The 12,950-nt window shown below is 71.5% G+C and carries 12 protein-coding genes; 6 read left to right on the top strand and 6 right to left on the bottom strand.

The window, feature by feature from the left end; all coding sequences use genetic code 11:
• Window position 1: 1 nt before the first annotated feature.
• From OG247_RS40380 to OG247_RS40370, 3 genes are all read right to left on the bottom strand, one after another.
• Window positions 2-913, bottom strand: a complete 912-nt coding sequence (locus OG247_RS40380; RefSeq protein WP_327256936.1) for an RNA polymerase sigma-70 factor — start codon at window positions 911-913, stop codon at window positions 2-4.
• Between the two features lie 79 nt (window positions 914-992).
• Window positions 993-2,198 carry an NAD(P)/FAD-dependent oxidoreductase gene (locus tag OG247_RS40375; protein ID WP_327256935.1) on the bottom strand — a complete coding sequence of 402 codons (1,206 nt, stop codon included), beginning with the start codon at window positions 2,196-2,198 and terminating at the stop codon, window positions 993-995.
• 116 nt (window positions 2,199-2,314) lie between these two features.
• Window positions 2,315-2,680, bottom strand: coding sequence for an iron chaperone (locus OG247_RS40370; protein WP_327256934.1), 366 nt, complete (start codon window positions 2,678-2,680; stop codon window positions 2,315-2,317).
• A gap of 133 nt (window positions 2,681-2,813) precedes the next feature.
• On the opposite strand from OG247_RS40370, the gene OG247_RS40365 reads away from it, so the two are divergent.
• The 3 genes from OG247_RS40365 to OG247_RS40355 are packed head-to-tail and all read left to right on the top strand — an operon-like array spanning window position 2,814 to window position 4,470.
• Window positions 2,814-3,260, top strand: a complete 447-nt coding sequence (locus tag OG247_RS40365) for an SRPBCC domain-containing protein (RefSeq protein ID WP_327256933.1) — start codon at window positions 2,814-2,816, stop codon at window positions 3,258-3,260.
• The gene (locus OG247_RS40360; protein ID WP_327256932.1) at window positions 3,257-3,628 is read left to right on the top strand and encodes an ArsR/SmtB family transcription factor; all 372 of its coding nucleotides are present in this window, start codon (window positions 3,257-3,259) and stop codon (window positions 3,626-3,628) included. The genes OG247_RS40365 and OG247_RS40360 overlap by 4 nt, the downstream gene beginning before the upstream one ends.
• A gap of 8 nt (window positions 3,629-3,636) precedes the next feature.
• On the top strand, window positions 3,637-4,470 hold the full coding sequence (locus tag OG247_RS40355) for a class I SAM-dependent methyltransferase (protein WP_327256931.1): 834 nt from the start codon (window positions 3,637-3,639) through the stop codon (window positions 4,468-4,470).
• 100 nt (window positions 4,471-4,570) lie between these two features.
• On the opposite strand, the gene OG247_RS40350 is transcribed toward OG247_RS40355, so the two are convergent.
• Together OG247_RS40350 and OG247_RS40345 are read right to left on the bottom strand one after the other, a co-directional pair.
• Window positions 4,571-5,083, bottom strand: coding sequence for a rhodanese-like domain-containing protein (locus OG247_RS40350; RefSeq protein ID WP_327256930.1), 513 nt, complete (start codon window positions 5,081-5,083; stop codon window positions 4,571-4,573).
• 123 nt (window positions 5,084-5,206) lie between these two features.
• Window positions 5,207-6,247 (bottom strand): helix-turn-helix domain-containing protein, encoded by a 1,041-nt coding sequence (locus OG247_RS40345; protein WP_327256929.1) that lies wholly within the window; start codon window positions 6,245-6,247, stop codon window positions 5,207-5,209.
• Between the two features lie 219 nt (window positions 6,248-6,466).
• Here OG247_RS40345 and helR point away from each other — a divergent pair, with 219 nt between their 5' ends.
• Entirely contained in the window at window positions 6,467-8,671 is a 2,205-nt protein-coding gene (helR, locus tag OG247_RS40340) for an RNA polymerase recycling motor ATPase HelR (RefSeq protein ID WP_327256928.1), read from the top strand.
• A gap of 95 nt (window positions 8,672-8,766) precedes the next feature.
• On the top strand, window positions 8,767-10,032 hold the full coding sequence (locus OG247_RS40335; RefSeq protein WP_442813232.1) for an IS701 family transposase: 1,266 nt from the start codon (window positions 8,767-8,769) through the stop codon (window positions 10,030-10,032).
• A gap of 111 nt (window positions 10,033-10,143) precedes the next feature.
• Here the strand turns inward: OG247_RS40335 and OG247_RS40330 are convergent, their stop codons facing one another.
• Entirely contained in the window at window positions 10,144-11,670 is a 1,527-nt protein-coding gene (locus tag OG247_RS40330) for a cellulose binding domain-containing protein (RefSeq protein WP_327256927.1), read from the bottom strand.
• Between the two features lie 353 nt (window positions 11,671-12,023).
• Here OG247_RS40330 and OG247_RS40325 point away from each other — a divergent pair, with 353 nt between their 5' ends.
• Window positions 12,024-12,623 (top strand): acyltransferase, encoded by a 600-nt coding sequence (locus tag OG247_RS40325; RefSeq protein ID WP_327256926.1) that lies wholly within the window; start codon window positions 12,024-12,026, stop codon window positions 12,621-12,623.
• Window positions 12,624-12,950: the final 327 nt, after the last annotated feature.

The following is a 12,950-nucleotide window of genomic DNA, read 5'->3' as shown; positions in this document are numbered from 1 at the left end:
TTCACCGCAGGGTGGGCGTGGTCTCGGTCACGACGTGGGACAGCTTCTCCGGGTTGCGGACGAAGTAGAGGCCGGTGATGCGGGTGTCCTGGACGTGGAAGGCGATGACTCCGTCGAACTCCCCGTCGATGTGGACGGCCAGGGCCGGGGTGCCGTTGACCATGGTGGGGGCGAAGGAGAACGAGATGCCGCCCTTGGCGGCCTTGCCCGACATGCCGGCGAAGACGCGGGCCACGCTGACGGCGCCGACGATCGGCCGCAGTGCGGCGTGCTTGATGCCGCCGCCGTCGCCCATGTAGACGACCTCGGGGGCGAGCACGTCGAGGAGACCCTGCAGGTCCCCGGTTTCGAACGCCCGCCGGAACGATTCCACGGCCGCCCGGGTCTCTCTCGCGGAAACCGTCCGGCGGGGGCGGCGCGCGTCGACGTGCTTGCGGGACCGGTGCGCGATCTGCCGGACGGCCGCCGGCGTCTTGTCGACGGCGGCCGCGATCTCCTCGTAGTCGAGGCCGAACACCTCGCGGAGCACGAAGACGGCCCGCTCGGTCGGCCCGAGCGTCTCCAGGACCAGCATCATCGCCATGGACATGCTCTCGGCCAGTTCCACGTCCTCGGCCACGTCCGGCGCGGTGAGCAGCGGCTCCGGCAGCCACTGGCCGACGTAGGCCTCCTTGCGGCGGCTCATGGTGCGCAGCCGGTTCAGCGCCTGGCGGGTGGTGATGCGCACCAGGTAGGCGCGCTGATCGGTGACCGTGCCGAGATCGACGCCCGCCCAGCGCAGCCAGGTCTCCTGCAGCACGTCCTCGGCGTCGGCCGCCGAGCCGAGCATCTCGTAGGCGACGGTGAAGAGCAGGTTGCGGTGCGCGACGAAGGTCTCGGTCGCCTGATCAGGCCCCTGCACTGGGGTGTCCATGGTGGGTTCTCTTCCGTCGGTTTCCGTTGGCCTTCGGGCGGTTCGAATCAGCTCATGATCATCTGATCGGCCGGCCGGCTCAAGCGGTCTGATCGGCGGCGGCCCTGGCCCCGCCCTGCTCGGCCTCCAGGCGCCGGCCGCGGGCGTCGCCGCCGGACACGCGGTGCAAGCCGTACGAACCCGGCTTGCCGGCCTCCGCGGCCAGGTGCTTGACGGTGCCCTTGCACACGACTTCCTTGAGCTTCGCGCCGGTCCGGCCGCCGATGTGGAACCACAGCGCGGTGTCGTTCTTGTGGGCGAACTGGAAGATGCCGGCGTCTCGGCCCAGGCTGATGCACTGGCCGGCGAACACCGAGTTGAGGGTCTCCGGCTGTTCGCCCTCGATCCGGCTCAGCACCGTGTCGGCGACCCGCGCGCCCATCGGCGTCGCGGCCTGGCAGCTCATCCGCGGAGCCAGGCCCGAAGGCGCCGCCGAGTCCCCGGCCGCGAAGACGCGCCCGTCGTCCACGCTGGTCAACGTCTCGTCCGTGAGCAGGCGGCCCAGGGCGTCGGTGCGCAGCCCGCTGCGCGCGGCCAGGTCCGGGACGCCGAAACCGGCGGTCCAGATGGTCACCGCGCCCGCCGGTTCGCGGCCGTCCGCGAGCCGGACGGCGTCGCGCGTCACGGCCGTCACCTTGGTGTCCGGGCCCTCGAGCACGCGCACCCCGAGCGCCGTCAGCCGCCGGGCCACGGAGCGCCGCCCGCGGGCGTGGAGGTACGGGCCGAGGACCCCGCCGCAGACCAGGGTCACGGCCCGGCCCTGCTCGGCCAGTTCGGCGGCGGTCTCGATGCCGGTCGGACCGGCGCCGACCACCGTCACCGCGGCCGTCCGGGGCGCGGCGTCGAGGACCGGCCGCAGCCGCTGCGCGTCCTCCAGGGTGGCGATCGGGTGGGCGAACTCGGCCGCGCCCGGCACGGTCGGGTCCGCGCTGCCGCTGCCGACCGCGTAGACGAGGTAGTCGTAGGCGAGCCGGCCACCCGAGGCCAGCGTCACGCCGCGCTCGGCGGTGTCGATGCGTTCGACGGAGTCGACGAGCAGGGCCACCCCCTCGGCCAGGACCTTGTCGTACGCGACCACGGCCTCGTGGGTTCCGCCCGCCAGCTGGTGCAGGCGGATCCGCTCCACGAAGACCGCACGCGGATTGACCAGGGTCACCGTGACGTCCTCGCGCTGCTTCAGGCGGTTGGCGGCCATCACTCCGGCGTATCCGCCGCCGATCACGATCACGCGGGTGTTCTCAGCCATGGTGTCCGTCTCCTTCGTTTCGAGGGTTCGGACACAAGACACCGGCCGGTCGGCGGTTGTGACAGCCTGCGCTCAACATTCTTTTCGGTTGTCCCGACGGCCTCTCGCCGCGAGGGTCAGGAGACCTTCCCGGGACCGGCCGCCGTGGCCCGCAGCAGGTCCTTCAGGAGGGGGAAGTCGATCTTCTCCGGCCTGCGGAAGCGCAGGCAGACCTTGCCCATGTCATGGCCCGCGAGCCGCTCCTCGAAGGCCTCGCGGACGTCGTCGCGCATCAGGTAGAAGGAGACGTACTGCTTCTGGCTCGCGAAGGCGATCTCCCCGACGCCCTCCCGCTCGTACGCGGGCATCCCGTACGCCATCACCTCGGTGAATCCGCGCAGCTCGGTCCGGCACAGTTCGCGCAGCCGGGTCAGTGCCTCCCTGCGCTCCTCGGGGACCTCGGCGAGGTATGCGTCCACGTCTTCCGCCCGGCTCTGCACCATGGACCTGAGCGTAGGCGAACCCGCGCCGCTCGCCACTCGCCCTCGTGCAACCTTGTGGTTGCGCGAGGGCGAACGACGTGCAACTCTGGAGTTGCACTGAATCACTCAATGGCTTGCGACGAAGGAGTCCCTGATGAACGCGGACCGGATCGAACGCGACACCCTGATCGAGGCGCCCCTGGAGCGGGTCTGGTCCCTGGTGGCCGAGCCGGGCTTCTGGGTGGCCGACGAGGGGAGCCTGGCCGGCATGGTGGCCAGGGAAGGGGAGTCGGTCGTGGCGAAGAACAGCGAGTACGGCGAGTTCCCGGTACGGGTGGAGAAGGTCGAGCCGCCCACCTACCTGGCGTACCGGTGGGCCAGCGCCTTCCCCGGGCAGGAGCTGCGCGAGGACAACAGCACCCTGGTGGAGTTCACGCTGAGCCGCGAGGGGGGCAAGACGCGGCTGCGCGTCGTGGAGAGCGGGTTCGCGGCACTGGCCGGCTCCGAGGAACTGCGCGACAAGGCGCTGAAGGACAACACCGGCGGCTGGCCGCAGGTGCTCGACGCCTTCAGGAAGCGCGCCGAACAACCGGTCGCGTGAGCGGGGACCTCCCCGGCGCCGAAGAGGCGGTCGACCACGTCCTCGTCGCGCTGGCCGACCCGACCCGGCGCAAGCTGCTCGGCCTGCTCGCCGCTCACGGCGAGGTCAGCGCGACCACCCTGGCCGAGGGGCTGCCCGTCTCCCGGCAGGCGGTGGTCAAGCACCTCGCCGTCCTGGACGCCGCCGGGCTGGTCTCCGGCAGCCGGGCCGGACGCGAGGTCCGCTACACCGTGCGGCCCGCGGCCCTGGACGCGACGGCCAGGTGGATGGCCACCCTCGCGGCCGACTGGGACCGACGGCTGGCGGCCGTCAAACGGATCGCCGAGGCGGCGGAACGGGATGCGGGCCAGGCCCCCACGGCCCGATAGTGGGAACCGTGAGCGACTGGCCAGAGGGAACCGGACGAGCCGCGCGAGCCGGAACGGGCGGCACGGACCACGGCGGCGGGCAGGATCCCGTCGCCTGGTCCGGGCCGGAGGGCGCGCAGGCCTTCGCCGCCGTGGAGGCGGCCACGGACTGGCTGCTCGGCTACCCCTTCGTGTTCCGGGCCCTGGCCCGGTGGGTCGGCAGCGGATCCGTCCTGGTGGACTACGGATGCGGGCCGGGCAAGGTCGCCGACCACGCGGCCCGGCTGCTCGGAGCGAAGGTGCTGGCCGTGGACACCTCCCCCGAGATGCTCGCGCTGGCCCGCGGCGCCGGGACGGCGGTCGCCGAATTCCACCTGGTCACGGACGGGCGCGCGGCCTGCCTGGCGGACGGCGGCGCCGACGCCGTGATGTGCAACCACGTCCTGGCTTCGCTGCCCACCGAGGAAGCGGTGCTCGCGGTGTTCCGGGAGATCCGCCGGATCATGCGGCCCGGCGGCCCGTTCGTCCTGCTGGCCACCGATCCCGCGTGCAGCGGGACGGAGTACGCCTCGCTGAGCATCGGTGACCCGGGTGGGCAGTACGCCCCGGGCGACGAGCTGCCCGTACGGCTCCGGCGCACGGACGGCAGCTGGCAGGTGATGCCCAACCACGCGTGGCCCGTGGACTTCTACCCGGCCCTGCTGGAGCGGGCCGGATTCACCCTCCTCGTCCAGCACCGCCCGACGGTGGAGGAGGCCCTGGGCCTCCCCGGCCTCGTCGACGCGGACCTCGCCGCCGGCCGCACCTGGTCGGCGGAGCGGGCCAGGCCTCCCCTGGTGATCACGACGGCGCTGGCGGTCTGAGGGGGCCGGCGGCCTTCGGGTCCCGGCGGTCCGAGCGCCCTGGCGGTCCGAGCGCCCTGGCGTTCTGAGTGCAGGAGACCCTCGCGCGACCCTACGGCGTTCAGCAGGCGCAGGAGATGCCCGAGCGCGGGGCGGTCAGATCGTCGATCGCGCGCTGGTCGGTGCCCTGGGCCGTCTCGAAGGCGAAGCCCTCGCGGACCCAGTACTCGAACCCGCCGAGCATTTCCTTCACCTGGTAGCCGAGCCGGGCGAAGGCGAGGGCCGCACGCGTGGCGCCGTTGCAGCCGGGGCCCCAGCAGTAGGTGACCACCGTCAGCGCCGGGTCGATCAGCGAGGGCGCCAGCTCCGCGATCCGCGCCGTGGGAAGGTGCAGCGCCCCCGGAATGTGGCCCTGGTCCCAGGCTGCCTCGCTGCGGGAGTCGACCACCACCAGACCCGGGACACCGGAGAGCAGGTCGGCCCGTACGTCCGAGACGTCCGCCTCGAAGGCGAGCCTGGCGGCGTAGTGGGCCGCCGCGACGGCCGGAGCGGCGGCCGGGACGGAGAGGACCGCGCTGGTGAGCTCAGCGGTGGCGAGGGTGGCGGAAACGGTGGACGAGAGGGTCGCGGACATCGGGGAACTCCTTGTACGGGGCAGAGTGCGGGGGCTCGCCGGCCGGGTGGACTCCCTTGCGGCGATGACTCCATCCTCTGTTCCCGCCACCCCCGCGACGAGTGGCGTAAACGCCTCCACTCATCAAGATCCCGCCAGGGGTGCGGCGACTGCGGTGACCCTGACGAAGGCCTTCCGGTAGGCCGTCGGCGTCGTCCGCATCTGCCGGGTGAAGTGGTGGCGGTAGGTCGCGGTGGAGTCGAAGCCGACCGCCGCGGCCACCTCGTCCACCGTCCCCTCGCCCGACTCCAGCAGCGGCAGGCTCGCCGCGATCCGCTGGGAGACCACCCAGCGGATCGGGCTCACACCGTTGCGACGGGTGAAGTGGCGGAGGAAGGAACGCTCCGACATGTTCGCCGCGCGGGCCAGGGCCGGGACCGAGAGCGGGCCGTACAGCCGCTGAAGGGCCCAGGCCATGCTCCGGGAGATCCCGTCGTCGGCGCCGTCGGGGCCTATCTCCCCGATGGCCGCCTCGATGAACTGGGCCTGCCCGCCCTCGCGGTGGGGTGGGACGACGAAGCGCCGGGCCACGGTGTTGGCGACGGCGGCGCCGTGGTCGGCGCGGACCAGGTAGAGGCAGAGGTCGATGCCGGCGGCGCTGCCCGCGCTGGTCAGTACGTCGCCGTTGTCGACGTAGAGGACGTCGGCGTCGACCTCGACCGCGGGATGACGCTCGGCGAGGGTGCGGGCGTAGCGCCAGTGGGTGGTGGCCCGGCAGCCGTCGAGGAGACCGGTCGCGGCGAGCGCGAAGGCGCCCGAGCAGATGGACACCAGGCGCGCCCCCCGCGCATGGGCCTTGAGGAGGGCCTCGACGAGCGCCGGCGCGATGGTGCCACCCGCCGGGGAGACTCCGGGGATGATCACGGTGTCCGCGGCGGAGAGCACGTCGAGCCCGTGTTCGGCGCGGAGCGTGAACCCGCCCACCACGCGCAGGTCCCGGCCGGGTTCCGCCGAGCAGACCCGCAGCTCGTACCAGGGCAGGTCCCCCAGCTCGGGGCGGGCGAGGCCGAACACCTCGACCACCACGCCCAGTTCGAAGGGCGCCATTCCGTCGAAGGCGAGTACGGCCACCACGTGGGCCGGTGCCGGCTTCGTGAGGTGAAGGGGTACGGCCTCGAAAGTCATGGCCGTACTGTAGCCAGCCGTCCCCACCAGGCCTCAGCGGGCCGGTGGAGGAGGGGCGAAGAGAAGACGAGCGGGAGGCGAGGAGGAGTACGCACTCCTTGCCACTTACAACATATAGCGCACTGGGGGGCTTGCGGCAAGGCCCCCCGGCTGGGGCAAAATCGCGGACCTAGGCCAGAACTTGCCGAAAAATGGGAGATTCACTCAGTGCGTGCTGATATGTCAGCTCTTGGATCACACGGTTCCGTCGAGTCGGCGGCGACGACCGCCACCAGTGCGTTCGAACTTCCCGACCACCTCTCCCCCAAGGCCGACCCGGCGCTGATCGACGGCGACGAACGGCACTTCGCGGCCGTCTCGCACTGCCTGGAGCAGACGATCGCCGAACTGTCCGACCGGCTGGAGGCCACGCGCAAGGCGCCCGGCGGCGTCGGCCGCGAGGCGATGGACCGCGACACGGAGATCCACCGCCTGACCAGCCGGCTGCGCACGTTGCGCCGCTTCGGGCTGGACCTGTGCCTGGGGCACATCGTCCCCGCCGACGGCTCCGCGCCCGTGTACATCGGACGCCTCGGCCTCACCGACAGCGCGGGCAACCGGCTGCTGCTGGACTGGCGCTCCCCCGCGGCCGAGCCCTTCTTCGCGGCGACGCACGCCGTCCCGATGGGCCTGGCGAGCCGTCGCAGGTACCGCTGGACCCGCGGGCGGATCAGCGACTACTGGGACGAGGTGTTCTCCGCGGACGGGCTCGAAGGGCGCGCCGCGCTCGACGACCAGTCCGCGTTCATCGCCAGCCTGGGCGGCAACCGGTCGGAGCGGATGCGCGACGTGCTCGCCACCATCCAGACCGACCAGGACGCCATCATCCGGGCCGGATCCCGGGGCGCCCTCGTCGTGGACGGCGGTCCGGGTACGGGCAAGACCGTCGTCGCCCTGCACCGCACCGCCCACCTGCTGTACTCCGACCCCCGGCTGGGACACCGTCGCGGCGGCGTGCTGTTCGTCGGTCCGAGCCGGCCCTACCTGGCCTACGTCTCGGACGTGCTGCCCAGCCTCGGCGAGGAGGGCGTGCAGACCTGCACCCTGCGCGACCTCGTCGACGAAGGTGCCGGCGCGGCGGTGGAGGCCGACCCGCGCGTGGCCCTCCTCAAATCGTCCGCCGACCTGGTGAAGGCGGTCGAGGCGGCGGTGCGCATCTACGAGGAGCCGCCGACCAAGGGGATGACGGTCTCCAGCCACTGGTCCGACCTCTGGCTCGGCGCCGACGACTGGGCGGCCGCGTTCGAGGCGGTGGAGCCGGGCACCCCGCACAACGAGGCGCGCGATCAGATCCTGGAAGAACTGCTCACGATCCTGATGGACCAGGACGACAGCGACGTCCCGCCCCACCTGCTCCGCCGTTCGCTGCTCCAGGACCGGGACCTGATCACCACCCTCAACCGTGCCTGGCCGATGCTCGACGCGGGCGAGCTCGTCGGAGACCTCTGGTCGGTGCCCGCCTACCTGCGCAAGTGCGCTCCGTGGCTCGGGCCCGATGACGTGGCCCTCCTCCAGCGCGCCGACGCCCAGGCCTGGACGGCGGCGGACCTGCCGTTCCTGGACGCGGCCCGGCAGCGGCTCGGCGACCCCGAGGCCTCCGTACGCAAGCGCCGGCACGAAGCCGCCGTCGCCGCCGAGCGTGCGCGCAGGTCCGAGGTCATCGACCGGTTGCTCCAGGACACCGAGATCGACGAGAGTCAGGGCGCGGTGGGGATGCTGCGGGGGCGGGACCTGCAGGACGCCCTGATCGACGGCGACGCGCTGCCCGGCGCCGAACCCGACCTGCTCGCAGGCCCGTTCGCCCACATCATCGTGGACGAGGCACAGGAACTGACCGACGCCGAATGGCAGATGCTGCTGGCCCGCTGCCCGTCGCGGAGCTTCACGATCGTCGGGGACCGCGCGCAGGCCCGGCACGGGTTCACCGAGTCGTGGCGGGAGCGGCTCGAACGGGCAGGGCTCGACCGGATCACCATGGCCTCCCTGAGCGTCAACTACCGCACCCCGGAAGAGGTCATGGCCGAGGCCGAGCCGGCCATCCGCGCCGCGCTCCCCGACGCGAACGTGCCGACCTCCGTCCGCAGCAGTGGCATCCCCGTCACGCACGGCGGCGCCGCCGACCTCGCCACGATCCTCGGCGACTGGCTCCACTCCCAGGACGACGGGGTCGCCTGCGTCATCTCCGGCTCTGCCGTCGACGACGGCGCGTTCCCCGCGAGCTCCCGGATCCGCGTACTGACGCCGGCCCTGTCGAAGGGCCTCGAATTCGACCTGGTCGTCCTCCTCGACCCGGACACCTTCGGCGAGGGCATCGAAGGCGCCGTCGACCGCTACGTCGCCATGACCCGCGCGACCCAGCGCCTGGTCATCCTCACAACCCCCTGACCCGGTGAACCTTTCCGGTCACAGCACTAGTAGGGCTTGGTCAGGTTCAGTCGTTGGTGGCGTGTCCGGATGATCGGTTGTTCCGTTGATCGGGTGTGATGCCCGAGGAGTTGGCTGCGGTCCGGTGTGATCTGGAGGATTTCGCGGCGGAGGTGTTCGAACCGTTCGCGAGGGCGGATCAGCGTCGGTGGGGGTCGGTCTACCTGCGCGGGCTGCTGACAGATGGCGGACGCAAGTCCGTCGAGCCCATGGCCGCCCGGCTCGGGGAGGACGGGAACCGGCAGGCCCTGGCACACTTCATCACCTCCAGCCCATGGAACCCGGCCCACGTGCGGGCCCGACTCGCGTGGATGATGCAGACGGCGATCAAACCGACCGCACTGATCATCGACGACACCGGGTTCCTCAAAGACGGCGATGCCTCGGCTTGTGTGACGCGGCAATACACCGGCACCGCGGGCAAGGTCACCAACTGCCAGGCAGGGGTCTCGCTCCACCTGGCCGGCGACCATGCCTCGGCGGCGGTCGACTGGCGGCTGTTCCTCCCGGAGACCTGGGACCCCGCCTCGCCGAAGGCCGATCCCGTCAAGGCGGCCCGCCGGGCGAAGTGCGGCATCCCCGAAGGCCTGGGCCACGTCGAGAAGTGGCAGCTGGCCCTGGACATGGTCGACGAGACACGGTCGTGGGGCCTGGACGTCCCCCTCGCGATCGCCGACGGCGGATACGGGGACACCGCCGCTTTCCGTCTCGGCCTGGAGGAACGCGGGCTGCACTACGTGGTGGGCATCTCCACCACCGTGACCGCCCAGCCCGGCGACGCGCTGCCCTGCACTCCGCCCTACCGCGGCACCGGACGCAAGCCGGTGGCAAGGTATCCCGAACCGGCCCGGAGCGTGAAGAACCTCGTCATCGAGGCCGGGAAACAGGCGGCCAGACCAGTGCAATGGCGCGAGGGATCTCGTCCCGGCACGGGCCGCAGCGGCTTCAAGCGGATGTACTCGCGATTCGTTGCCCTTCGGGTCCGGCCCGCCGGCCGCGAGGTCCGCAAAGCCATCGACGGGCCGGAACTGCCCGCGTGCTGGCTGCTGGCCGAATGGCCTGCCGATCAGGCAGAGCCGGTCCAGTTCTGGTTCTCGAACCTGCCCGCGGAGACACCGCTAACCACACTCGTGCGGCTGGCGAAGCTCCGCTGGCGCATCGAGCACGACTACCGCGAGATGAAACAGGCCCTGGGACTTGCCCACTTCGAGGGCCGCACCTGGAACGGCTGGCACCACCACGTCACCCTCGTCTCCGCAGCCCACGCCTTCTGCACCCTCCAGCGACTGGCCAGAGCCCCAAAAGAAACGGCGCCGGCCTGAGCCTCTACCGAATCGTCCGCGAACTGCAGACCCTCCTCGCCACCTGGGCCGGCGCCTGCCCCACCTGTCACCGCGACATACCCACCCTCACACCAACCTGACCAAGCACTACTAGCGCAGGGTCGCGAAGGCCTTCGTGAAGGCCAGGGGCTGCTGGAGGATCGAGCTGCACGTCGCGTCCGCGTAGTTCACGACTCCGGCCGGGCACTGCCGGTCGCGGGTCGCGGACCACATCGCCAGCCTGCCGATTCCCTTCTCGCTCGCGAAGTCCACGAGCTGAGTGGCGTCGGCGAGGGTGAAGATCTCGCTCGTGACATCGTTGACGCCGATCATCGGGGTGACGGCGACGGTCTTCCAGGCCGCCGCGTCGGAGAGGCCCAGCACTCCCTTGATCTGCGCCTGCGTGGCCGTGGCGGCCTGGATCGCGTACCGGCCCATGTCACCGCTGTAGGCGGGGCCGTAGTCCATGGCCATGATGTTGACGCCGTGGATCCGCACGCCGGCCTTCTTCGCGTCCGCCAACAGGGCCACGCCCGGCTGTGTGAGCCCTTCCGGCATCACGGGCAGGGTGAAGGCCACGTCCAGCCCCGGGTGGGCGGCCTGGAGCAGGGCGATGGCCTGGGCGCGGCGGGTGTTGGCGGCGGTGTCGGGCAGGGCCGCGCCCTCGATGTCGAAGTCGACCTTGGTGAGCCGGTACTGGTCGACGACCTTGCCGTAGGCGGCGGCCAGTTCCTTCGGGGAGCCGCAGTTCAGGGCCAGTTCGTGCCCGGCGGCGCCGCCGAAGGAGACGCGTACGTCCCCGCCCTTGGCCCGCAGGGCGCCGATCTGCGCGGCGACCTTGTCGTGTCCGAGCTCGGTGACCCCGCCCCAGAGCGGGGCGCAGGCGCCGCCGGAGGTGATGAAGGCGAGGTGGAACTCCTTGACCCCGGTCCTGGCCGCCGTGTCGACCAGGTCGTAGGCGGGGTGGAGGGAGGTGTCGACGTACGGCGCGAAGCGCGCGCCGCCGGCCGGGTTTCCGGTCGGGGGCGGGGTCGTGGCGGTGGCCGTCGCGGTGGGCGGGGTGGGCTTGGTCGGCTGCCCCGTGGGGGTGGGCGTCGCGGGAGCGCTCGTACCGGCCGTCGGCGCCGGCGTCGGCACGGCGGAAGGGGCAGCGGTGGGGGCGGTGGTGGGGCGGCCGCCCGGCGGGGGTGTCGGGCCCTGGTCGGCCGAGCACTTCGCACCGTTGATCCGGCAGGCCGTCGGGTTGCCCGGGGTGCCGCTCGCGCTCGTGACGAAGCCGATCGTGACGGAGGCTCCCGCGGCCAGCTCCTTGTTCCACGCCGCCGGCTTCACGGTGACGCGGCGGCCGCTGACCGTGTGCGAGCCGTTCCACAGGGAGTCGACCGTCGTGCCCGCGGGCAGGTCGAACTCCAGGGTCCAACCGGTCTGTGCGCGGCTCTTGTTGTTGGTGATCACGTACGTGCCGGTGTAACCGCCGCTCCACGAACTCGACTTGGTGTACACCGCGCCGACCGAGGCGGCCTGGGCCGTACCCGTGAAGGCGAAGGCGGCGGCCGCGATCAGCGCTGCCACCGCCGTCCCGCCCACAGCCTTCGCCTTCGTGCTCGTCCTGCGCCGGTGACCGGTCGTGCTGCCCATCGCGTGCCTGCCTCTGATATTGCCGGGGGAGTTCGGGGGTTTCGGGGGTGCGGCAGCACGCTAGCCGCCCCGAAACGGACATTTGATCGATTCTGGATGGCGATCGCGAACCTTAGGTTCCGCTTAAGGAAGCGATCGGGCGACCTTAAGGCGGCCGGGCCTCTCCCGCGGCCCGGTGCCGCCAAGTCCACTGAGTGAACAGTCGGTTGATCTCCGGCACGAGCGGGTCCGATGCCGCATATGCTCCCTCCGTACCTCAATGCGACGTACCTCAATACGACGTACATCCATGCGGGACGTACATCCATGCGACGTACGTCCGAACTCCTCGCGAGCCGTAAGGGGACCGCCCCGTGAGTGTCCGAATTCAACCCTCATCCCAGGTCGACGAGACGGCCGAACTCGGGGAGGGGACCACGATCTGGGATCTGGCTCAGGTGCGGGAGGAGGCCAGGCTCGGACGCGACTGCATCGTGGGACGCGGAGCGTACGTCGGCCCCGGTGTACGAATCGGGGACAACGTCAAACTGCAGAACTACGCGCTGGTCTACGAGCCCGCCGAACTCGGCGACGGAGTCTTCATCGGCCCGGCCGCCGTGCTCACCAACGACTTCTACCCGCGGGCCGTCGAACCCGACGGCCGGCAGAAGCGCGGCGGCGACTGGGAGGCGGCCGGGGTCATCGTGGCCGAGGGGGCTTCCCTGGGGGCCCGGTCGGTGTGCGTCGCGGGGGTCCGGATCGGGCGCTGGGCGCTCGTCGCGGCCGGCGCGGTCGTCTCGCGGGACGTACCGGACTTCGCGCTCGTGGCCGGGGTGCCCGCCCGGCGCATCGGCTGGGTGGGCCGGGCCGGGGTCCGCCTGGTGGAACGCGACGGCGAGCCCGGCGTCTGGGAGTGCCCGCGCACCGGCGCCCTGCACGAAGAGACCGACGGAACGCTGACCGAGCTCGCCTGACGCAACGTCGGCAATTTGGGTCAATGGCATTTCCTCAAAACCACAATCAATGAACATCCTTGGGCATACCTTGTCCCTGTACACGGGATCTGAGCAGGCAACAGGCTGTGTTCAGTGGGGGGTTGTACACGACGAGGGCAATCGCAGACAAGGTGACGGCCGGGGCAGGACCATGCGCCCGTCCGCCGCCGTCTGCGCGCGCCCCGATCCGGGACTTCGCTGGAGGGGGATCCAGCGACCCCGGACGCTCGTGCCATCGGAAGAACACGCCGTAGGCACGCGCACCGTCATGCGCAGTCCCCTCCGCCGAACGACGACCGCCGGGTC

Source organism: Streptomyces sp. NBC_01244, assembly GCF_035987325.1.
Lineage (GTDB): Bacteria > Actinomycetota > Actinomycetes > Streptomycetales > Streptomycetaceae > Streptomyces.
This window is presented reverse-complemented; position numbering and strand designations above follow the sequence as displayed.

What these genes read in the sequence shown, in the direction of transcription:
- helR (WP_327256928.1), top strand. Translation starts at nt 6,467, where the DNA reads ATGTCAGCTCTTGGATCACACGGTTCCGTCGAGTCGGCGGCGACGACC.
- OG247_RS40370 (WP_327256934.1), bottom strand. Translation starts at nt 2,680, where the DNA reads ATGGTGCAGAGCCGGGCGGAAGACGTGGACGCATACCTCGCCGAGGTC.
- OG247_RS40380 (WP_327256936.1), bottom strand. Translation starts at nt 913, where the DNA reads ATGGACACCCCAGTGCAGGGGCCTGATCAGGCGACCGAGACCTTCGTC.
- OG247_RS40375 (WP_327256935.1), bottom strand. Translation starts at nt 2,198, where the DNA reads ATGGCTGAGAACACCCGCGTGATCGTGATCGGCGGCGGATACGCCGGA.
- OG247_RS40350 (WP_327256930.1), bottom strand. Translation starts at nt 5,083, where the DNA reads ATGTCCGCGACCCTCTCGTCCACCGTTTCCGCCACCCTCGCCACCGCT.
- OG247_RS40345 (WP_327256929.1), bottom strand. Translation starts at nt 6,247, where the DNA reads ATGACTTTCGAGGCCGTACCCCTTCACCTCACGAAGCCGGCACCGGCC.
- OG247_RS40330 (WP_327256927.1), bottom strand. Translation starts at nt 11,670, where the DNA reads ATGGGCAGCACGACCGGTCACCGGCGCAGGACGAGCACGAAGGCGAAG.
- OG247_RS40365 (WP_327256933.1), top strand. Translation starts at nt 2,814, where the DNA reads ATGAACGCGGACCGGATCGAACGCGACACCCTGATCGAGGCGCCCCTG.